The organism is Microbispora sp. CA-102843 (genome assembly GCF_050936215.1).
GTDB lineage: Bacteria > Actinomycetota > Actinomycetes > Streptosporangiales > Streptosporangiaceae > Microbispora.
The window spans coordinates 5758396-5781237 of record NZ_JBNJNF010000001.1; the positions used below are offsets into that span (position 1 = coordinate 5758396).

General features: G+C 69.4%; 11 protein-coding genes. 3 read left to right on the forward strand and 8 right to left on the reverse strand.

Annotation, left to right across the window (positions count from 1 at the left end):
• Positions 1–4 precede the first annotated feature (4 nt).
• The 3 genes from ACQEVJ_RS26775 to ACQEVJ_RS26785 all read left to right on the forward strand — a co-directional run bounded on the left by ACQEVJ_RS26775 (position 5) and on the right by ACQEVJ_RS26785 (position 3410).
• On the forward strand, positions 5–685 hold the full coding sequence (locus tag ACQEVJ_RS26775; RefSeq protein WP_433105601.1) for a hypothetical protein: 681 nt from the start codon (positions 5–7) through the stop codon (positions 683–685).
• The gene (locus ACQEVJ_RS26780) at positions 682–1263 is read left to right on the forward strand and encodes a hypothetical protein (RefSeq protein ID WP_433105603.1); all 582 of its coding nucleotides are present in this window, start codon (positions 682–684) and stop codon (positions 1261–1263) included. The genes ACQEVJ_RS26775 and ACQEVJ_RS26780 overlap by 4 nt, the downstream gene beginning before the upstream one ends.
• A gap of 488 nt (positions 1264–1751) precedes the next feature.
• On the forward strand, positions 1752–3410 hold the full coding sequence (locus ACQEVJ_RS26785; RefSeq protein ID WP_433105605.1) for a TIGR03767 family metallophosphoesterase: 1659 nt from the start codon (positions 1752–1754) through the stop codon (positions 3408–3410).
• 441 nt (positions 3411–3851) lie between these two features.
• Here the strand turns inward: ACQEVJ_RS26785 and ACQEVJ_RS26790 are convergent, their stop codons facing one another.
• From ACQEVJ_RS26790 to ACQEVJ_RS26825, 8 genes are all read right to left on the reverse strand, one after another.
• Positions 3852–4487 carry a hypothetical protein gene (locus tag ACQEVJ_RS26790; RefSeq protein WP_433105607.1) on the reverse strand — a complete coding sequence of 212 codons (636 nt, stop codon included), beginning with the start codon at positions 4485–4487 and terminating at the stop codon, positions 3852–3854.
• 107 nt (positions 4488–4594) lie between these two features.
• Positions 4595–7708: a beta-L-arabinofuranosidase domain-containing protein gene (locus tag ACQEVJ_RS26795; RefSeq protein ID WP_433105609.1), complete on the reverse strand. Its 3114-nt coding sequence runs from the start codon at positions 7706–7708 to the stop codon at positions 4595–4597.
• Positions 7709–8010: 302 nt separating this feature from the next.
• Entirely contained in the window at positions 8011–10752 is a 2742-nt protein-coding gene (locus ACQEVJ_RS26800; RefSeq protein WP_433105611.1) for an immunoglobulin-like domain-containing protein, read from the reverse strand.
• A gap of 53 nt (positions 10753–10805) precedes the next feature.
• On the reverse strand, positions 10806–12992 hold the full coding sequence (locus tag ACQEVJ_RS26805; protein ID WP_433105613.1) for a family 43 glycosylhydrolase: 2187 nt from the start codon (positions 12990–12992) through the stop codon (positions 10806–10808).
• Between the two features lie 103 nt (positions 12993–13095).
• Positions 13096–16437, reverse strand: coding sequence for a family 43 glycosylhydrolase (locus ACQEVJ_RS26810; protein ID WP_433105615.1), 3342 nt, complete (start codon positions 16435–16437; stop codon positions 13096–13098).
• A gap of 62 nt (positions 16438–16499) precedes the next feature.
• The gene (locus ACQEVJ_RS26815; protein ID WP_433105617.1) at positions 16500–20351 is read right to left on the reverse strand and encodes a LamG-like jellyroll fold domain-containing protein; all 3852 of its coding nucleotides are present in this window, start codon (positions 20349–20351) and stop codon (positions 16500–16502) included.
• Positions 20352–20753: 402 nt separating this feature from the next.
• Positions 20754–20930, reverse strand: a complete 177-nt coding sequence (locus tag ACQEVJ_RS26820; RefSeq protein ID WP_433105619.1) for a hypothetical protein — start codon at positions 20928–20930, stop codon at positions 20754–20756.
• 379 nt (positions 20931–21309) lie between these two features.
• Complete coding sequence (locus tag ACQEVJ_RS26825) at positions 21310–22455, reverse strand: AI-2E family transporter (protein ID WP_433105621.1); 1146 nt, start codon at positions 22453–22455, stop codon at positions 21310–21312.
• Positions 22456–22842 lie beyond the last annotated feature (387 nt).

Below are 22842 nucleotides of genomic sequence, written 5' to 3' on the forward strand. Positions count from 1 at the left end.
GGAGGTGGCGACCATCAACCGACCCAGGCGCCCGACGCCGGTCCGGCATGCGACCCGGAGCCGGGCGCTCGGCCTCGCGGTAGCGTTCCTGCTCGGCGCTCTCGTCTCCGGTGGCCTGGTGTTCACGGTTACCAGGCCGAGCTCGATCGAGCAGATGGCCGACCGGCTACGCGCCGAATCCGCACTCCGGGACAAGACGCAGATCAAGACCCTGACCGAGCTGGCCCGCACCACGCGGGACCGGCTCGTCCCCGTGCTCGACGGGCTGGACCGGGCCCTGCCCGCCGACGGCACCGCCGGGCCGGCCGTGGTGACCTCCGCCGACGCCGCGAGCTGGCGGAAGGCGGCCGCGGCGGCCGTCGAAGGCTTCGCCGACCCGCCGTCCGGCGAGACCGCCACCAACGTGGCGAGGTCGAGCCTCGCCTCCGCCGTACGGCAGATCGCCACGACCGTCGACACCTATGCGGCCGCGCGGGACCTCGCCGGACCGGCCCGCACCGCCGCGATGGACCTGGCCGTACGGCAACGCGCCGACGCGATCTTCACCTGGTCGGTCGGAGCAACCGCCCTCGACGCCGTGAACGTCGACGCGGGCTACGGGCACCAGCACGTGTTCCTGCCGACATCACCCGGCGACGGGGCGCTCACCCCCGACACCGAACCCGAGGGGAGTCACGACTCGTGAACAAGGCACTGACATACGTCCTCACCGTTTTGCTGGCCGGGCTCGTGCTGGTGGCCGGCGCACCGGCGGCCTCCGCTCATGGCGGAGCGATCAAGCTGGAGGTGATCGGGGACGGCGACCACAACGTCAACGTGCTGGCGACGTACAAGAAGGACGGTCATCCCGTCACGGAGATCGTCGAGGCGACGCTGGTCGCGACCTCGGCCGACGGCCGGTCCTTCGGGCCGGTGCCGCTCAGGTCGTCGCCCGAGGGCCAGAATCTCTACCACTCCGCCGAGCCGCTGCCGAGCGGCGAGTGGCAGATCACCGTGACCGCGACCGAGCCCTCCAAAGCACACGCGACGGTGAAGGTGAAGGCGGGAGACATCGCCGCCTCGCCCGTGGCGGCGACCGCGCCCGCACCGGGCCAGGCGACGGAGGGCGCACCGGACAAGGCCGCGGTGGCGGCGACCGTGGCGGACGACGAAGGCGCGATGGGGATGCCCCTCAAGATCGGCATCATCGCTCTCGTGGCGCTCGCCGCCCTCGCGGCCTGGATCGGCCTCGCCTGGCGCAACCGGGTGGGCGTCCGGCGCTGAAGGAGATCCGGCTGCGGGCCGGACATGCCCGTGACCGCTCCCCCGACGACCACACCCGGTCCCTATCGATCAGAACCCACCTCCGGCGGCAGCGGCGAGAGCGGGCGGTGCTGATCACGAATGGCCCCGCTGCATCCCGCCGGATGCAGCGGGAACGGGACTACCTCAGACCGCGGGTGCGGCATGGGACGCTCTGATCTCCGGTAGCGACGGCGAGGTGGGCGTCCACGACGGGACCTTCAGAAGGTGCGGCGGTGCGCGTCGGCCGACCGGGCCGCGGCGGCCTCGCGAGCTCGAGACCGCGCTCTCTTGAACAGCGGGAAAGCGGCAGGCTCCCGGCCTGCTGCCACCAGGTGTCCATATCACATACGGCTATTTATAGGCCATATATGGCTGGACAGCGTTTCAGCCGTGTTAGGCCGGGAGTCATTCCCGCAGTCAAACATCCCCAGTGGACGTTCGCCTCGACGCCACCACCGGGGAGCATCATGGATCCCGCCCTCAGCCGCCGCGCCTTTCTACTCGCCTCCGGAATGACCGCCTCGGGCGTCGCACTGGAGATCGCACTTTCCTCCACCCCGGCCGCCTCCTCGACCGTGACGCCCTCGACCGCGACGCCCATGACGACGGTCCGCACCGTCGCCGGATCGCACGGCACCGGCGGATTCCGCAGGCTGTCCGACGGCCCTGGCTGGCGGCGGGTGACACGCACCGAGCTGGCCGAGGCCAAGAAGGGCAGGGCCGAACGCCGCACGGTGCTGGCCTGCTTTGTCCAGTTCACCGACCTGCACATCACCGACGTGCAGAACCCGCAGCGCTACGAGTTCCTGCGCGCCGGAGACTTGGGCTCCTGGCGCCCGCAGGAGGCGTTGACCGCCGTCGGCGCCGTCTCATTGATCGAACAAGTCAACGCCCTGCGATACGGCCCGGCCACCCGGGCGCCGATCGGCTTCGTCATGACCACCGGTGACAACACCGACAACAACTCCCGGATCGAGGTGGAGTGGTTCCTCACCGCCATGACCGGCGGCCGTTTCACCCCCAACACCGGCGACCCCGGCGCGTATGAGGGCGTGCAGGACGCCGGCCTGGGCCTCTACTGGCAGCCCGAATCCGGCATGCGCGATGTCGACAAGCGGGTGGGATTCCCTCGCCTGGACGGCTTCCTGGAGGCGGCCATCCGCGAGGTGAGCAGCCCCGGCCTGGCCGTACCGTGGTATTCCACCATCGGCAATCACGACCAGCTGTTCGGCGGCGCCTACTCCGCGGCCGGCAGTTTCTTCGCCGACCTGGCCACCGGCTCGCACAAGCTGTTCGCCCTGCCCGCCTCCGAGGCCGGCGCCGTCTACCGGGCACTGCGCCAGGGCGACCCCACGGGCGCCCGCTTCCGTGCCGCGTGGAAGCGCTACAGGAGCAAGGCACGTACGGTCACCGCCGACGAGCGCCGCGCCCCCTTGAGCCCGCACGCTTACATCGCCGCTCACCTCGACCCGGCGTACACCGGCTCGGGACCCGTCGGCCACGGCTACACCCGGGACAATCTCGACAGCGGCCGGCTGGACTACTCCTTCCGGATCGCCGACGGCGTCGTCGGCATCAGCCTGGACACCACCGACCGCGGCGGCGACTACCGCGGATCGGTCGGCGCCCGGCAGCTGGCCTGGCTGGAACGGACCCTGAAGACCCACGCCGACGACATCGCGCTGATCTTCAGCCATCACCCGAGCTGGGCCATGACCAACCTCACCCCCAACCCGGCCCGCCCGCGCGAGAAGCGCCACGGCGGGCAGGAGTTGCTGGCAGTGCTGAGGAAGCACGGCAACGTGGCCGCGTGGATCAACGGTCACTCCCACCTCAACAAGATCGTCCCTCATGGCGGCCTCTGGGAGATCTCCACCGCCTCCCACGTCGACTACCCGCAGCTGGCGAGGGTCGTCGAGCTGGCCGACAATCACGATGGGACGCTGTCCCTGTTCACCACGCTGGTGGAGTCGGCCGCGCCGCACCGCACCGACTTCACCGATCTGTCCCAAAGCGGCCTGGCCGCGCTCTACCGGGAGCTCTCGTTCAACTCCCCCGGCATCCGGAGTGGGCTGGCGGGCCTGCCCGGTGACCGCAACACCGAGCTTCTGTTGAAGAGGCGCTGACGGCGCGCTTGCGGGCACCTGCGCGGGTGAACGGCTACCCGAGCGGGTGATCGCTTCCGGTTACAGCACTAGGGACAGCCGATGGACGGGTAGTCGGCGTGGTAGGTGACGCTGCGCCCATCACGGGTGCCGGTCACGGTGACGGTGCCGGCGGGCAGCGACGCTCTGCGGGCGTTGAACGACTGGTACGCCTGCTTGCCGGGCTCGACCGCGTCGAACGTCTTGCAGAGACCGTGTCCACGGACGCGGTGACCCCCGCGGGGTGATCTCCGGGCGTCGCGTTCTGCGGGATGGAGACCTTGACGGGCACGACGGCGGTGGCTCCGGCGTCGATGGTCACCTTGTCGGGGATGTCGATCCACGCGCCGCCGTGTCCGGGACGGGTGCCGGTCTGCACCCGTCCCGGACGCCCCCAGCGGGCGATGGCGTCCCGCCGCCGGTTCAGGACTGGTTGAACAGCGAAAGGGTCAGGGTGGAGTGGTACTCGCCGGCGGCGACGTCGACCGGGGTGCGCAGGGCGAGGTCGGCGTTGACCTGGGAGGTGCCGATCTCGTCGGCGGAGTTCGCGATCGACGCGAGCAGCTCCTGGCCCTCCAGACCCACCGTGGGGGCTCCGGTGCCGTCGGAGATGACACTGGAGACCGGCTCACCGGCCGACACCGCCCCGGTGGAGGAGTCGCTCAGCAGGCGCGGCTTCCATCCCAGGTACTCCGGGCCGATGGTCTTGGCGGAGTCGCCGGTCGCGGTGAACTGGCTGGACTGGCCGACCACCGCCCAGAACTCGCCCGCGGGGATCTCCTCGGGCAGGCGGGTGTCGGTCACCGTGACCGTCGGAAGAGTGCCGACGAACTGGCGGGCGGCGGCATCCGAGCCGTTCTCCGTGAGGGCCACTCCGTTGTTGTCGGCCACGGTCATCGACAGCTGACCGGGAGTGCGGATGGGCTCGATGTTCACCGACACATCGATACCGTTGCCCGGGTCGTCATCCGCGAGTGCGGGACCGGCCACGCCGACACCGGCGAGCGCGACACCGAGCACCGACATGGCCAGTATCTGTGCGGTTCTACGGGTTCTCATTTGATCTCTCCACTTTCTGGATAGCGGACCGGCCGATCAGCCGGCCCTGGGTTCGGCTTTCACGGCACGCGGCATCGCGGCACGTGAGCCATGACCACCGCCTGGGGTCATCCGCAACTGGTCGCGGCGTACGTGGTGTGGTAGGAGGTGGTGACCTGCTCCCCGTCGATCGTCGCCGTCCCGGTGACCGTGACCTCACCGGCCGGCACCTGCTGCGCGCGGGCGTTGAACGACTGGTAGGCCTGCTTGCCCGGGGCGACACCGACCACCGTCTTCGACCCGTAGGGCGTCGTCAGCGTCACCGTCACCGGCACATCCGCGTTGTTGACCGCGGTCACCGCGACGTACGCCGACGACCCCACGCACCTCGACGAGGCGGTCACGGCCAGCGACACCGCGGGCGAGGACTCGTACTGGGCTTTCTGAGCGGTGTCCACGACCTTCGCGCCGTCGGCCTGGCTCAGCAGGCCTGCGGTCACCCAGGCGTCGACGGTGGCCTTCACGTGCTGGAGCAGCAGCCCCTTGCCGTTGAACGGCGCGGCGGCCCAGATCTCGTCGAGCAGCGTGGTGCCGTCGGGCTTGGCGGGGTTGGCGACGCCGGAGTCGAGGCCGCCGAGGACGACCTTGGGCTCCGAGCGGCGGAAGTAGACGTGAGTGGGGTCCTCGGTGCCTTCGAAGAACGGCGCGATCTCCAGATCGCCGAGCGTGAAGTGCAGCGGTTTGTCCTTGACCGGCGTGAGGGCGGGCAGCAGGTCGCCCGACAGCGCGGCCTTGCCGTACAGGCCGAGCTGCAGGTAAGTGGTTCGCGGGTCACGGGCGACCAGGTTGACGGGGCCGTAGAAGAGGGTCTGCAGCCCGGGGTCGTCCAGGGCCTTCTCCACCCGCAGCCGGAACGGGATCTCGACGCGCACCGTGTCGCCGTCGCGCCAGTTCCGCGAGACGGTGAAGTACGTCCCGGGCTCGGCCGGGCCCTGCACGACCTCGTCGTTGACCTTCACGGTGAAGCCGTCGCTCGCCCAGGACGGCACCCGCAGGTGCAGGTCGAACCGGGCCGACCCCTTGATGGTCAGCGTCGAGCCCTGCTCGACGGGGTAGGCGGTCTTCTGGACGACGGTGATGCCCTTGTCGGCCCAGGTCAGTGTGGACGGGCTGTAGAGGTTGACGTACAGGCCACTGCCGTCCGCCTTTACAAAGTAGATCGTGTCCTGGTATTTGGTGGCGCTCTCCATGCCGGTGCCCTCGCAGCAGGTCGTGCCCTGCTTTGGCGTGTAGTCGCGCACGTGGCCGGGGACCAGTCCGATGAAATAGGTCGCCAGCGGCTTTTCGGCGTCCGCCTTGTCCTGTTTGGAGCCGAGGACCTGGTTGAACAGGGCACGCTCGTAGTAGTCCATGTATTTGGGGTCCTGCTCGTGCAGGAACAGCACGCGGCTCAGCTTCAGCATGTTGTAGGCGCAGCAGGTCTCGGCGTTGGTGTCGCTGAGCGTGCCGGCGATGCTGCCGGCCGCCCGGAAGAACTCGCCGGTGCTGGTGCCGCCGATGCTGTACATCCTCGGCGGCACGACCATCCCCCAGAAATTCCGCGCCGCCGACAGATAGCGCTCCTCGCCGGTCTCGTCGTACAGCCGGACCAGGCCGGTCAGGATCGGGATGTGCTGGTTGGCGTGGATCCCGTTCAGCACGTCGGTGCCGGCTGCGCAGGCGTCGATCAGCTTGTCGAGGTCGAACAGCTTGGCCAGCGCGAGATGCTCGGGCTTGCCGGTGATCGTGTGGACGTCGCAGATCGCCTCGGCGATCCCGCCGAACTCACCGCTGGAGAAGATGCCCCACATCCGCTGCAACGTGCTCTTCGGCAGCTTCGACAACCGGGAGTACATCCAGTCGCACATCCCGGACGCGAGGTCCAGCGCCCGCTCGTCGCCGGTGTTGAGGTACGCCTCGACGATGCCGCGCAGGATCTTGTGCGCCGTGTAGTACGGCGCCCACACCACCGAGTAGTTGCCGGACGTCATCGTCTCCAGCGTGATGAACTGCGTCTCGGGGTAGGCGGCGAGGAAGCCGGGGTGGCTCGGCCCGCCCCAGGTGCGGCGCAGCGTGGCGTTCTGGCCGCGGCCGGAGGCGTCGGCGAACGCGCCCCCGGAGGTCTCGTCGAAGTCGTACGACGCGAGGTCTCCCCTGCCCACCGGCGATTGGGCGGCCGCGGCGTCCTGCAGGGCGCGGATCTCCTCGGCGCCCAGCGCCCGCGACCAGATGTTCACCTGGTCGAACGCCCCGGCGAACACCGGATCGGCGGAGTAGAGCGAGCGGCCGAGCCAATTGTTCTTCAGCGTGCCGAGCGCGGCCGGGTTGAGACTCATCGCGGTGTTCGTCCCGGCCACCGCGCCGTTGACGTACAGCGTGCCGGTGGTGCCCGCGATCGTCACCGCGATGTGGCTCCACTCGTTCAGCGGCAGCGCGGCGGTGCCGTTGACGGCCTGCTCGCCGCCGGCCCCGCCGGTCGTGATGGCGAAGCGCGGCGCGCCGGAGGCGTTGCGCACGGCCAGGTACATGTAGCGGGTGGTGTCGTTGCCGAAGTCGAACACCCGCGCCCAGTTCGCGCCGTGCGTGGGCTTCACCCACGCCGAGATCGTTATGGCGGCCGAGCCCCCGAGGACCGTGGCGGGCAGGTCGACGTACTGGTAGGAGCCGCGCACGTTCTCCGCCGCCGTGCCGAACCTGCCCGGCACGCTCAGCACCGCCGGGTCCTTCCGCAGCGCCTCGCGCACCTCGGTCAGCGCCCCGATCATGTAACGGATCTTCTCGGCGTAGACCTCCTCCCCCGTGCTGCCGTACGCCTGGGACAGCATCGTGAGGAAGTGCCCGGTGTAGTGGCCGCGCAGGTTGCCGTTGGCCTCACCGTCCAGCCCCTCCCAGCCGCCGGGCGCGACCGCGCCGCGCGTGGACAGGCCGGCGTTGGCCCGGAACACCTGCAGCAACCGGTCCACGTCGTAACCGCGCCCGTAGTCGAGCATCAGCTTCCGCTTGGCGGCGAAGATCCCCTCACCGAGCGACACGTCGCTCAACGCGAACGGCCGCAGCGCCCAGGCCGCCGGCGCCGGGAGCGCGCCCCCGGTCGCCGTGACCGCCATAGCGACCTGTGTGGGGAGAAGCGAGCCGACAAGGGGTGCCGCGCCGGCGAGGGCGGCGGTACGGAGGAAGGACCGCCTGTCGAGGGGTATTGCCATGATCGTTCCGTTTCTTCGGGGGGTGGCAAGACGAGAACCCCTGTTAGCGCTAACACACATCAGCGTGATCCACAGGGTATAAAGCAGGTGATCGGAGCAAGAGGCGCGTTGCGAAAATGTTAACGTTAACGGCCTATCGATCCGGCGCGGCGGCCGTGCGATGGGGGTCTGCGGGCAGTCGCCCTTTTGGGCATGAGCACTTTGTTTCTCCGTTTCCGCGTGCCGGGGCCGACCGGGCTCGGCCGGCCCCGGTGGGGTCATGACACCCAGGCGACGGCGTTCGCCCTGACGCCGCTACTCGGTCACCCGCAGCCGATCGCGGAGTACGTGGCGTCGAAGGACGAGGTGACGTGCTTCCCGCCGATCCTGGCGGTCCCGGTCACCTTCACCGCGCCCGCCGCGAGCTGCCCGGTGCGGGCGTTGAACGACTGGTAGGCCTGCTTGCCCGGAGCCACATCGGCGACCGTCTTCGACCCGTACGGCGTCGACAACGTCACCGACGCCGGCACATCCGCAGCGTTGACCGCCGTCACCGCCACGTACGCCGACGACCCCACGCACCTCGACGAGGCGGTCACGGTCAGCGGGACGGAGGGGGAGGATCCGATCACGGTGATCGTCGCGGTGGCCGCGACGTCGGTGCCGATGACATCGCCCTTGACGGTGAAGGTGCCGGCGGTGGCGAGATCCTCCGGGTCGATGGCGTTCCAGGTGACCTTGCGCTGTTGCGTGCTTTCGTCGCTGAGGTGCACGGTCACCGCGTCCGGCAGGGCCGGCGAGACGCCGACATCGGTCTGCGCCGCGACCCCCTCGACGCTCGTCGTGTGCAGGCCGGCGAGGCGCTCCCACTCGCCGCCGCGCAGGGCGATCACGGCGCCGTGCTTGGTGTTGGCGGGCAGCTCGAAGGTTCCGCTGGGCGCCGCCCAATCGCCCTTCGCGATGTCCGTGGAAACGAGCGGCGCGTAGCCCTGGACCGAGCCGTACCGGTCGACCCACAGGTACCACTTGTCGGCGTAGCTGTCCTTGAAGACCAGCGGCCCTTCCACCGAGCCGCCGTACTGCGCCTCGCCGATGTGTGACTTGATCATCGTGAAGTCGTCGGCGAGGATGCCGGACCCGACATCGCCGTACACCTTCAGGTTGGTGGGCCCGTTGTCCTTGTGGAACCGGTAGATCTTGCCGCCCGCCTTGATCATCGTGGTGTCGATGGTCGCGCTGCCGGTGTCCAGCAGGACCTTGGCGGGGGTGAACTCCGTGAAGTCCCTCGTCCGCGCGTAGAGGATCCGGCTGTAGGTGGAGCCGGTGTGGTTGGGGTCGGTGGCCTGGTCGAAGAGGTTGGAGGCCCAGAACACCACGTAGTCGCCCTTGTCCTCGTCGTAGACGACCTCGGGCGCCCAGGCCATGCCGGCGCTCGGGGGCGCCACCTCGGCCAGCCGGGGCTCGGACCAGTGGACGAGGTCGGTGGACTCCCACACCACCAACGATCGGCTGCCCTTGGAACCCCAGACTCCCCACCCGGCGTTGTCTCCGCCGAAAATCCTCAGGTCGGTGGCGACGATGTAGAACTTGTCGCCTTCCGGGGACCGCACGAGGTAGGGGTCGCGGATGCCGGTCGTTCCCAGGTTGGACGTGAGGGCGGCCTCGCCGTTGTTAAGGCGGTACCACCGCGTCGGGTCCTCACCGCGGCTGAGCGAGAAGTAGACCTTCTCCTTGTATCCGTTGGCGTCCTCGACGAAGTGCGCCAGAAGGTAGCCGAAGGGCTTTTCCGCCTTGGGCAGGGCGGGCACCGTGGCGGCGATGTCCCGGGTGGCCGAGGCGCCGCCCTTCTCGCCCTTGACGGTCAGGGTGACGGTCGCGGCCGCCTTGCCCGCGGCCGGCCGGCTGACCTCGCCGGTGCCGGTGATGATGTCTGGGTTCGACGACGTCCAGGTCAGGGTCACCCCGGCGAGACTGGCCGGCAGGTTGAGGTTCCCCCGCACGTCGCCGATGTCCTTGACCGTGACGTGGTCGAGGGCGTACGCGACGGTCTGGGCGTCGCTGAGCTCCGGCAGGACGGTGACCGGGAAGGTCCTGGTGCGGGTGACCACGCCGCGGGTGACCGTGGCGGTGAGCGTCGCGGTCGCCGGCTCCGCTCCGTACGGGGGACGGGTGACCTTCCCCGCGGCGGTGACGGCCGCCGGGTCGCTCGACGCCCAGGTGATCGCCGAGCCCTGCGCGCCCTTGGCGGGAAGTGCGAGGTCGCCGGCCACGCTCGTCGTGTCGCCGAGGTCGAGGGCGTTCGCGTCCGCCTCGGCCGCCGCCGTGGCAGTGGCGGAGGCCAGGTCGGCGACCTCGGCGGAGCTGAGCGCACGGTTGTACAGGCGGAAGTCGCGGACCTGCCCCTTCAGGTATTTGTCACCCGAGTAGAGGGAACGGCCGATGTAGTTCGCGGTGGTCACGCCCGCGCCGATCTCCTGCGGGTCGATGGTGACGCCGGTGTTCTGGCCGACCTGCGCGCCGTCCTCGTACAGCGTCGCCGTGGTGCCCGACAGCGAGTACGTCAGGGTCTTCCAGACGCCGCGGGTGAGGGCCGATCCCTTGGTCACCGTCTGTTCGGTCCGGTAGTTCCCGGTGGTGATGGAGGACCGGTAGGCGTCACCCGTGGTGAACAGGTAGCCGTTGCCGCTCGTGCCGCTCGTGTTGCCCAGGCCGTAGATGAAGTAGGGCGTGGCCTGCGCGGCGTCGACCAGCACGTCGACGCTCACGGTGAGGTCGGTCAGCCCGGCGAGCAGATTGTGCGGCAGGTCGACGTAGTCGTCGACGCCGTCCAGCTGCACGCCTTGGGCGGTGCGCACTCCCCCGCCGGCCACGGCGGCCGCGCCGAACGCCGACCCGGACGCCGCGTTGGCCGCCGCCGTCCCGCTGGTCTCCTTCAGCGGGTACCACGCGACGAGGCCGTCGTTCGAGGCGGAACCCGCCGCCAGCGCGGACGTCGGGCCGGTCAGCGCGGCTGTGCCGGCGGCTAAAACGGCGGCGGCCATGCCGATGACACGCCTGATTCTCACGATGTTCCTTTCCTTGCGGTTCGTGCGGGGCGCGGGACGTGTCCCTGCCCTCGTCAACAGGCGACGGCGGGGTAGGCGGCCTGGTAGGAGGTGGTGACGGGCTTCCCGCCGACCGTCGCGGCCCCGGTGATCGTGACCTCACCGGCCGGCAGCTGCCGCACCCGGGCGTTGAACGACTGGTAGGCCTGCTTGCCCGCAGCCACGTCGGCCACCGTCTTCGACCCGTACGGCGTCGTCAGCGTCACTGTCGCCGGCACGTCGGCGCCGTTGACCGCCGTCACCGCCACGTACGCCGACGACCCCACGCACCGTGACGACGCCGCCACGGTCAGGGGAAGGCGGGACGGGCCGGGGACCTCGACGGGGTCGACGCTCTCCAGCGTGGGCACCACCTTCGCCATCAGCCCGTCGGCGGTGTAGGTCAGACGGTCGATCGTGGTCTCGCGGTGGGTGCCGTCCCCACCGGGGATCGCGAAGCGGTGGTAGGCGATGTACCACTCGTCGGTGCCGGGGACCTGGACGACTGAGTGGTGGCCGGTGCCCTTGATGCCCAGCGACAGGTCCTTCTCCAGCAGCGTGCCGCGGTTGGTCCACGGGCCGAGGGGGGTCGGTCCGGTGGCGTAGCCGACGTGGTAGTTCTCACTGCCCGTGTCGTCGATGGACCAGGACAGGTAGTAGACGCCGTTGCGCTTGTGCATGAAGGAGCCCTCGCGGAACCCGGTGAGCCCGGTGAAGCGCTGCACCTTCACGGGGTCGTACGAGATCATGTCGGCGTTGAGTGGGACGACGTAGGCGTTGCCGTTGCCCCAGTACAGGTACGACTGCCCGTCGTCGTCGGTGAAGACCATCGGGTCGATCTGCTGCGCGTTGTTGAAGTCGGCCTTGTTCACCAGCGGCTTGCCGAGCGGGTCCCTGAACGGCCCGGTCGGCGAGTCGGACACGGCGACGCCGATGTTCTGGTCGGCCGAGTAGTAGAAGTAGTACGTGCCGTTCTTCTCGGTGGCCGTCGGCGCCCAGGCGCGGGCGTCCGCCCAGGTGACGTCGGGGCCGAGGTCGAGGATCGTGCCCCGGTTGGTCCAGTGGACGAGGTCCTTGCTCGACCAGGCCTCGAACTTCGTGCTCCCCCAGCCCGCGATGCCGTCGGTCGTCCCATAGATGTAGTACGTGTCGCCGAAGACGACGATGTTCGGGTCGGCGTAGTAGCCCGGGATGACCGGGCTGCGCATCGGCAGGGCCTTGACCGTCCAGGTCCTGCTCATCCCGCCGGGGCCGGTGAGCGTGTAGACGACGGGGTGCGTGAAGTCGTGAGCGGACCCGTTGGCGGGCGAGACCGTGGTCTGGGGCGAGACGATCAGGGTCGGCGCGAGAGCCGTGAGGTCGGCTTCCGGCACGACCGGCAGCGTCACGGTGCCCGCGGTGATGTCGATGACGGCCGGCGCCTTCAGCTGGGGCGACGTCACCCCGGTCACGGCCGCGTGCGTTCCGGCCAGGCCGGCGACCTCGGACGGGCTCAGCGCGCGGTTGAAGAGCCGGAAGTCGCGCACGTCGCCCTTGAGGTACTTGTCGGAGGAATACAGGGACCGCCCGATGTAGTTGGCCAGCGTCGTCCCGCCACCGATCGCGCCGGGCTTGAGGGTCACCCGGGTGTTGCGGGCGACCTCCACCCCGTCCTCGTAGAGGATCCCGGTGTCGGTCGCGTCGTCGAGCGTGTAGGTCACGTGCTTCCAGACCCCGCGTGCGAGGGCGGATCCCTTGCTCGTGTTCTGCTCGGTGGTCCAGTCCCCCGAGGCGATCGCCGCACGGTAGGCGTCACCCGTGGTGAACAGGTAGCCGTCGCCGCTCGTGCCCTTCGTGTTGCCCAGGCCGTAGATGAAGTAGGGGGTGGTCTGTGAGCTGTCGATCCGCACATCGAGCGAGATCGTCACCGAGTCGAGCCCGGCCAGGATGTTGTTCGGCAGCCTCAGATAATCGTCGACGCCGTCGAGCTTGACGCCGTCGGCGCCGTTGAGCGCGGCGCCCCCCGCGATGGTGGCGGCCGGGACGCCCGAGTCCGCCACCGCGTTGGCGGCGGTCGTGCCGCTGGTCTCGTCCAGCCGATACCAGGCGACGAGTCCTTGGTCGTCGGTGGTGGTGGCTTCGGCCGCTCCGGCCGGGGGCACCGCGGTGCCGAGTATCGCTATGAACGTGGCGGCCAGCACGGCGGACCTGCCGCCGCGGCCGGGCCAGCGATCGAACCCCATGTGTTGCCTCTTCCTGTCTGTCGCGGACGTCCTCGCCGCGCCTTCGCCGCCGGATTCGCGGGCGCCCGGGAGGCGGTCAGGGCCGCCTCCCGGGCGCGTGCCGTCAGCCGCAGCCGATGGCGGGGTAGGCGGCCTGGTAGGAGGTGGTGACCGGCTGCCCGCCGATCGTCGCGGCCCCGGTGACCGTCACCTCACCGGCCGGCAGCTGCTTCACCCGGGCGTTGAACGACTGGTAGGCCTGCTTGCCCGGAGCCACGTCGGCCACCGTCTTCGACCCGTACGGCGTCGTCAGCGTCACCGTCGCCGGCACGTCCGCGCCGTTGACCGCCGTCACCGCCACGTACGCCGACGACCCCACGCACCGCGACGACGCCACCACCGTCAACGGAACGGTCGCCGAGGACGGCAGGACGGTGACGGCGACCTTGACGTCGCGCCGCGCCGGTGCGACCTCCTCGTCCTTGGTCATGTCGAGGATCGGCATGCCGTCGGCGGCCCAGTGCACGCGCCGCACGGCGACGTCGCGGGACCCGCCGGAGCCGAGCTTGGCGTGGAAGACGATGAGCAGGTTGCCGTCCTCGTCGTAGGAGAAGCTGTTGTGTCCCGGCCCCCACACGTTGATCGTGGTGTCGGTCTTCAGGACCGGGTAGTTGAGCTTCGACCACGAGTCGGCCCGGGTCAGGTCGGCGCCGACCTTGGCGGTGAGCAGGCCGACCACATAGGTCGGTCCCACGCCAGAACCGGAGTAGGTCATCGACAGGACGCCGTCGTGCTCGACGACGAACGGTCCCTCGACGACGGCCGCGGTGTTGTGGTCCCAGCCATACTCCGCGGTCGCGATCCGGACCGGGGCGCTCGTCAGGCGGTACGGGTCGGCCGGATCCATGGTGGCGATCCAGATCTCGGCGTCACCGGTGACGCCACCCGTGATGTAGCGCTGCGACCAGGCGACGTAGGACTTCCCGGCCGCCTCGAAGTACGTCATGTCCAGGGAGATGCCGGGATGGGCGGCGTCCAACTGCAGGGGCGAGCCGTCCGCCTTGAGGACGCGCTGCGGCGGATCCCAGTCGGCGGCCTTGGTGGGGTCGCCGCCGGGCTTAAGGGTGAGCACATGCGACTGAACGGCCGTCCATGCGTCCTGCCCGATGCAGGGCGAGAAGAAGACGTGCAGGGTGCCGGCGAACTCGTGCAGTTCGGGCGCCCAGAAACACCCCTTGATGTTGGCCACGTCCGTACTCAGGAACGCGTTGTCCGGAGCGGTGCGCAGACCGGCGATCGTGTCCGCGGCCCTGATCAGCAGCTTGTGGCCGTTGAGCTCGTCCGTGGCGATGAAGTAGTACTTGCCCTTGTAGGCCTGGATGGTCGGGTCGGCCCGATCCTCGATGAACGGGAACGGGTAGTCGTTCTGCTTCACGGTCCCCCGCACGGTGTACGTGCCGGGCTTGCCGGTGTCGACGGCGGCGAGGTCGTCGGCGTTCCAGGTGACGGCGCGCTGCGCGGTCGATCCGTCCGAGTAGGTCAGCTGCGCCTTGACCTTGTCCAGCGCCGGCTCCTGGCCTGCGGGGACGGTCTGGTCCTGCACCTCGACCGCCGTGTTGGTGATGCGGCCGAATCGCACCTGCAGCTTGTCCGCCACGTCCAGGTCGACCGGAATCACGTTGGACGGCACGGCGCCGGTGATGGACGTGGTCACACCCGGCGCCTGGAGGACACCGGTCGCCGCACGTCCTTCGGACCGAGAGCCCGAGTCGTCCAGCTTGCTCATGGTCACGTACCGCAGGTTTCCGCCGTCGTCGGCCCAGCGCACCAGGTAGTGCCCGGCGGCGGAGTCCCAGGTGACCTGGGGCCGGTTCACGCCCCCGGTGGTGCCGAGGTCGACCAGGCCCTTCTCCGTGTAGGTGCGCAGGTCGGCGGAGGTGAAGTAGAGCATGGACGACGCGGCCGAGCCGTCGCCGGCGCCGGAGGACAGCGACCGCGTCGCGACGACGCCGAACGTCCCGTCCGGCTGGTGGAAGACGTACGGGTCGCGGAGCGTGCGGATCTGGTTGACGTCCAGCGTGGTGGTCGGCACGGCCTTGGCGAACAACACGCCGTAGTTCTCGTTCAGCGCCTGAAAGGACGCCGGGGTGGTGCCCAGGGCGAGGTGCATGCTGTAGGCGAGGTTGCCGTTGTAGTTGTTCCCGTCCGCGGTGGGCGTGCGGGTGTAGCTCATCACATAACGCGCCTTGGACGCCGGGAGCACCCTGACGGCGAACATCTTGCGTGCCACGACCTCGTCCCCGTCGGTGACCTTCGCCGTGATGTGCGCGTCGACGGGCTCGTCTCCGCTCGCGGTCAGCACACCACCGGTCGCGGTGACCGCGGGATCGTCACTGCTCAGGTCGAGGGTCAGGCCCGCGGGAGCGCTCGGCGCAGTGAAACCCGACGCGACCACCGGCGGGATCACGTACCCGTCGGCCAGGGCGTCGGCCGCGGCCGACCGTGAAAGTGTCGTGACGATGAACGTCTTCGTCGCCGTGAGGTCCGCCTTCGCCAGCGTGGCGGTGAGGACGGCGGTGCCCGGCTGATCCGTGAGCGTCACCCTGCCCGTGGCGTCGACCACGCCGGGAGCGCTGGACTGCCACGTCACCGCGATCCCGTCGCCGGCCGTGTCCGGCAGGACGAGGTCGGTCGTCACGCCGCTCGTGTCCCCGAGCGTGAACTGCCGTACGGCGGCCCTGAGCTGGTCGCCGACCAGTTCGTCCGAGGTGAGCGCCCGGTTGTAGAGGCGGAAGTCGCGCACCTTTCCCTTCAGGTACTTGTCCGCGCTGTACAGCGACCTTCCCACGTAGTTGGCGGTCGTGACCCCGTTGCCGATCTCCGACGGCTTGATCGTCACCGCGGTGTTGCGGGCGACCTGACGTCCGTCCTCGTACAGGGTGGCCGTGTCGGTCGCGTCGTCGAGCGTGTAGGTCAGCGTCTTCCAGCCGCCCCTGGCCAGGGCCGAGCCCTTGTTCGTGTTCTGCTCGGCGCTGTAGGTGGTCTTGGTGATCGCCGAACGGTAGGTGTCACCGGTCGTGAACAGATATCCGCCGGTCGAGGAGACGCCGAGCCCGTAGATGAAGTACGGCGTCGCCTGGCCGGAATCGATCCACACGTCCACGGACACGGTCACCGAGTCCAGTCCGGCGAGCAGGTTGTCGGGCAGGCGCACGTAGCCGTCGGTCCCGTCGAGCGCCACTCCCTCGCCGCCCTTCGGCGTCGCACCGTTCACGAGCGTCGCCGCGCCGAACGACGAGCCGGAGACGGCGTTGTGCAGGGTCGTGCCGGTGGTCTCGTCCATGGGATACCAGGCGATCGGCTGGGCCTGCGCGCTCGCCGCGGACGAGGGCTGTGGTGCGAGAACCGTGAGGGACGTGGCGGCCGCGGCGGCGACACGTGCCGCGGCCGATGTGCGTAACTTCAAGAGGGACTCCTTCGGGGGGTGCGGGGGGCGTACGGCATCGCGTGCCGCACGCCCCCGAGGGACTAGCCGCAGCTGATGGCGGGGTAGGCGGCCTGGTAGGAGGTGGTGACCGGCTGCCCGCCGACCGTCGCGGTTCCGGCTACCGTCACCTCGCCGGCCGGCAGCTGCTTCACCCGGGCGTTGAACGACTGGTAGGCCTGCTTGCCCGGAGCCACGTCGGCCACCGTCTTCGACCCATATGGGGTCGTCAGCGTCACCGTCGCCGGCACGTCCGCGCCGTTGACCGCCGTCACCGCCACGTACGCCGACGACCCCACACACCGCGACGACGCCACCACCCTCAACGGAACGGTCGGAGTGGTGTCCGGATCGCCGAGGTGCGCGACCTCGTCTGCGGTCAGGGCCCTGCCGTAGACCCGGAAGTCGTCGAGAGCCCCGCCCAGATAGGGGTCGGCGGAGTAGAGCGACTTGCCGAGGTAGCCGTCGAAGCCCGCCGACCCCGCCAGCTGCCCTGCCTTGTAGGTGGTCGGCTTCGAGTCGACCTTGCTGCCGTCGACGTACGTCGTGATGGACGAGCCACCGTCGAGGACCACGGTCACGTGCGACCACTTCTGCGTGCTCAACGGGGCGGATCCGGTGGCCCGGACCTCGGCGGCGCCGACCTTGACTCCCGATATGAGGGTGTTGCCGCAGCGGGGGCTGGCGAAGAGGTTGCGTGTGCTGCTCTCGCCCAGGCCGAACGCCCACTCACACGAACCGGCCCCGTCCCAGCGCACCCAGGCGGAGACGGTGAGGTCGTCGGCGTCCGGCGGGATGACCCCCTGGGGAATGGTCACGTACGCGGCCGTCGACGCGTTGGTCCCGCCGGGGAGACGCAGGGCCGAATCGCCCGCCGCCCCGGTGCGGCCCTCGGTGGACGTGGCTCCGTCCCCGCTGACCCGGCCGTCGAACCCACGGCCGGACAGGTCGGTGAGCCGCGACCCCGGCGTGGTGGCGGACGGGTCGTCGAAGCCGTAGCGCAGCAGGAGGTCCGCCGGAGGCGTGACGACGTCGAGCGCGTAGCCGGCCGTCTTGTCCCCCGCCTTGGCGGTGATCGTGGTGCTGCCCTTGGCGACGGCCGTGACGACGCCGGCCTCGTCGACCGTCGCGACGTCCGGACGGCTGCTCGTCCAGTTCACGCCGGCGACGGTGGCGTTGAAGGGGCTGACCACGGCCTTCAGGGTGGAGGTCGCCCCGGTACGCAGCGTGTGCGACGCGCCCGTCACGGTGAGCGAGGCGAGCGGGATCGGGTCCGACGTCACCGTGACCACCACTGTGGCGGGTGTCGCGGCGCCGTTGCCGAGCTTGCCCTTCACGGTCAGGCTGTCGCCGGCCTTCGTCAGCGACGACAGGTCGAAGGCGTCCCAGGTGACCGCGACCTCGGCGGTGTGGCCGTCCTTGAACGTCGCCTTGACGGTCTCGGGGAGGGTGAGGGTGCGGGTGCCCGCCGCGATGGGGGCGTTCACCGGCTCGACCGAGGTGACGAGGAGATCGGCGGCGAAGGCGCCGGCCAGACTGTCGCGCTCCTCGCGGGTGATGCCCATCACGGTGCCGTGACGGGGCCGGACGGGAAGGGAGTAGACGGGCGGGATGCGCCAGTCGATGTCGCCCTTGAGGGAGTCGGTCGTGAGCGGGATGTAGCCCACCCCGCCGTAGTTGTCCACCCACAGGTAGTACTTGCCGCCATGGGTGTCGCCGGGGTTGGCCTTGAACACGCTCGGGCCCTCGACCTCGGGAGTGCCCGCCGTCCGGCCGATGCACTGGTCGATCAGCGTCCAGTTCGTCGCGCGCAGCGTGGCCGACTTCTGGCCGAGGATGTCGGGGGAAGCACAACCGCTGACCTGGGTGCCCTTGGTGAACCTGTAGTAGGTGTCGCCGTCCTTGAGCACCGTGGAGTCGATGAGGCCGCCGGCCTTGACCAGGCCCGGCTCGTCGGCCGCCTTGAACCACGGAACCGGGTCGGAGAAGGTGACGAAGTCACGCGTGGTGGCGTAGAAGATCTGCGGGCCGTTGCCGTCATGTGTGGAGTGCGACGCGTCGGTGTACATCGTCGACGTCCAGTAGACGACGTACGCGTCGATGGTGTCGTCGTAGTACGCCTCCGGCGCCCACGTCATGCCGGCCGTCTCCGGGGACACGAGCACATGCCGCTGCTCACCCCAGTGGACCAGGTCGGTGGACTCCCAGATCTCCAGGTACCGGCTGCCGTTGACCGTCTGGTCCCCCCAGCCCTCACGGCCGACCGACAGGTCGGTGGCGATGAGGAAGAACCGGTCCCCCTCCTTCGACCGCATGATGAAGGGGTCGCGCAGGCCCATGTCGCCCTTGGTGGACTCTAGGATGGGCTGGGCGTTGTTGAGGTTCTGCCACTTCAGGGCGTTGTTGCCGTCCGAGGTCGCCAGCCGGATCTTCTCTCCGTCGATGTTGTCCCCGGTGAAGTACGCGAACACGTACGCCTCGTAGTCGGACTCGTCGACGTCCGGCATGGCCGGCACCTCGACGTCGATGTCGACGCTGTCCTTGACATCCCCCACGGTGACGGTCGCGGTGAGGGTGACCTGCTTGGCCGTCTTCCCGCGCGTGACCGAGCCCTTCTTGGTCACGTTCGGCGTGGTTCCCCTGTCGGTGTCCGTGATCGCCGAGGAGTCCGAGGAGGACCATGTGATCACGGCACGCGAGGCGTCGGACACGCCGAGCGAGGCCGGCAGGTCGCCACCCGTCTCGGGCAGGGTGATGCTGCCGCGCACCGGCGCGGTGAAGGCCGGCAGCTTCGGAAGCGCCTTGACGATCTCCGCCACGAGGGCCGTGTCGGGGCCTTCACCCGCCGGCCAGGCCTTGACCGTGACCCGTATGGCGGAACCCTGAACCGGCTTCGTGCCGAAGGTGGCGGTCGGGGTGAGCTCGACGGTCGCGTCCGGGGAGCCCGCGGCGGGCCGGGTGACCGCACCGGCCGGGCTCACCACGGCCGGGTCGCTGCTCGCCCACGTGAGCGTCGACCCGCCCGATCCCTTGACCGGAAGAGCGAGGTTTCCGGTCACCGCGCCGGTGTCTCCGAGGGAGATCGCGGCGATGTCGGCCTGGGCGATGCGCTCGAAAACGGGTTCGCCGAGGGCGGCGACCTGCGCACCGGTCAAGGCCGACGCGTACACGCTGAAGTCGTCGATCGCGCCCTTCCAGTACGCGTCCGCACTGTAGAACGACTTGCCCAGGTAGCCGGAGAAGGTCGCGGCACCCACCGCGGCGGCGGCCGTGTGAGTCGTCGCGGCGGAGCCGACCTCCACACCGTTGATGTAGGTCTTGATGAAGCTGCCGCCGTCGACCACCACCGCCAGATGCGCCCATGTGCCGCTCGGAACCGCGGTGCCGGCCGTGGCCCGCACCTCCGTGTTGGCACCGTTCTTGATCGCGCCATAGCCGTAACTGCCGCACTGCGTCGTCGCGAGCACATGCTTGTTGACGTCGGAGCCGAGCGTGTACGGCCAGGTGCACGCCGGGGAACCGCTCCACTTGACCCACGCCGAGAGCGTGACGTCGCCGGCGGTGCCGTCGAGCAGCCCCGGAGCGATGCGTACGAAAGGAGCCGCCGACGTGTTGGCGCCTCCGGGCAACGACAACGCCCGGTCCCCGTCGAGCCCCGACGGGCCCGCGACGACGGACGCGCCCGCGTTCACCACGACGCCGTCGTGGTGACCCTCCTGGTCCTCGACCACCGCATTCGCGGCCACCGGTAGTCCCGGCGCGGGTAACCGGTCGAATGTATACGTCAGAATCGGGCCGGTCGCCGCAGCGGCCGCCGGTACGGCCGAGGCGAGGGCACCGATGACCGCGAGGGCGGTCCCGACGCTCGTCGTCGCCCTCAGGATTCCCTTGACCATGCCATTCCTCTTGCAACCTCCTGCGACTCGTCACTTGTTAGCGCTAACATTCCTTGTCATGTAAGCCTCATACGAATGGGCAGCGAGCCAAGCTCCGGCCCGCCTCCTCGGTCACATTCCTTGCGTTAGCGCTAACATTTTTGCCGCCACCATGGACTGCTCTCTTTTCCTGCAGGAGAGCGAGGGGCACCTTGTAGCGAGCCGGGCGGCGAGACTCACACGTCCGGTGGAGCCGTCAGTCTCGATTCACTGGAGGGGCACCTCCACGCGGGGACCGCCGACAGCACCGCGGATTCCCTCGGGGTCTGGCACGACCGTCTGGCGCGGCATCCCCCAGCTTCAGCACGCCTTCCCCCAAAGGGAGGCGACGCTCCGGGCTCGATCCCACCGACGGCTTCCTTTCTACGGCGTCTGGCCAACACTGTGAGCGTTAACAGCAGGTAACACAAGACCGATCATCGTCACGGTGTGATTACGAACGCACCCGGCGAGCCGGTCGACCAGATCCTCTTCCAGTGCTGCTGGTGGGAAGTCGGCGAAACGCGGTGATGTCGTCGGCGGCGTCTCCGCGAGCGGCATGCCGCGTCCATCGCCTCCCCTTCCTCCACCACGCCGGATACCTCGGCCGCCACATCACCTGGCCGCGTTGACGGTGCGGCCGGTGCCGCCGGCAAGGCCCGGCTGCCTGCGGTGGTGTGGCTGCTGGGCGCAGACGCCTTCCTGATGGGCACCGGTGAGCTCATCGTCGCGGGCCTCATGCTGGTACGGAGGCGGCGGAGCCTGCTTCAACGGTGGATCGCGGCGCCGAGAACGGGACGCTCGGCGTGCGCGGGTGTGCCGCGGCGCGGGAAGTCGACGCCGTCATGGGCAGGGTGACTACGCCGCCGGCGGGCTACGAGGGTCCGCCGTGACCGGGTGCGAGGGCCACTGCGCTCAGCGTTTCACGTCTTGCGCTTCATCAGTTCGGCGAGCTCGCCTCGCTCTTGGCCGCTGACGGCGCCGGTTCGGCGGCGGGGGCTTCCTGTAGTTCCTGATGGGTGACAAACATCTCGACCAGCGATAGCAGCATGGCCACCACGGGCACGGCCAGCAGCGCACCTACCACGCCGAACAGCGACGTCCCAAAGATCACGGCCGCGAACGACACCCCCGGATGGATGTCCACCGTCCGCGCGCTGATTCTCGGCTCCAGCACCAGGTTCTCCACCTGCTGGTACAGCACCCCCCAGCCCAGTGCCGCCAACCCGACCCAGGGCCGGGGCGAGACCAGCCCTACCACCACTGGCAGGGCGATCGCGATGTAGGTGCCGATGCTGGGCACAAACTGTGCGACCACTCCCGTCCACACCGCGAGCGCGAACCACGACGGCATGCCCAGCGCCAGGAACACCAGGGCGGAGGCGGCGCCATTGACAGTGGCCAGAATCAGCCGGGAGGAGACATACCCACCGGTCTTGATCGTTGATACGTCCCAGACGCTGATGAAGACCCGCTGGAACCGGCCGGGCAGCAGTTGCGCGATCCACCGGCGCAGCCTCGGCCCGTCGGCCGACAAGTAGAACGTCAACAGCAGGAGAGCAAACGCGTTGAAGACTGCCCCCGTCACCGTCCCCAGCAGGCCCAGCACACCGCCGAGCACGCCCTGCGCGTACTCGGCGGCCTGCTGCGGAGTCAGGTTGATGGAGGCGAGGATGTCGGAGATCTCATATCTCGTGCCGAGACGAGTGTTGAGCCAGTCGACGGCACCGGTGACGACGCCGGGCAGCATCTCCAGCAACACGGCGACCTGCTGGACGAAAAGGTTGCCGAACAGGACCAGGAAGACCACCACGGCAACGATGAACAATGTCATCACCAACAGTGCGGCCCTGCCACGGCGCATGCGCACAGAAAGCCGGCGTACGGCTGGTTCCATGGCCAGCGAGATGAACCAGGCCACCACCAGCATGACGATCAGCGAACCCGCCTCGACCAGCACGAAGCGCACGAAGAACAGCGCGGCGGCGACGGCCGCCAGGGCGAGCCCGGCGCGCCAGATGCCGGCGGGCGAGAGCAGTACCTCGACTGCGGATCTGCCCTCGCGCGGCTCCATCAGCTTGTTCATAGCTCCCCGGGAATCTCGACGTCCGCGCCCTGTGACACGCAGCAGGACAGTACCGAACATCTGCTTTTCCGGTTCGGCCGCGGCCGCCTACCGCATCGCCGTCGTCCTCACCCGTGTGTCGACGATCGCCGGGTGGGCAAGGGGCCGAGCAGCGCCCTTCTGGGTATCGCACTTCCGTCGCCTTCAGTCGGCCGTGACGCAGATCCGGGGTCTGAGGAGTCTCTCTGTTACATGTCTCGGGAGCCGGGCATTCGCAGCGGTGGAGTGAGGAGTCAAAAGGATGCGGAAGCGTCGAGGCGGCCGTCACGGCATCGCCGCAGTGGCCGTCGGTATAGCGGTGTTCGGGTTCACCGCTGCCTGCGGGGAGGATCACCAGCCCTTTCCCCC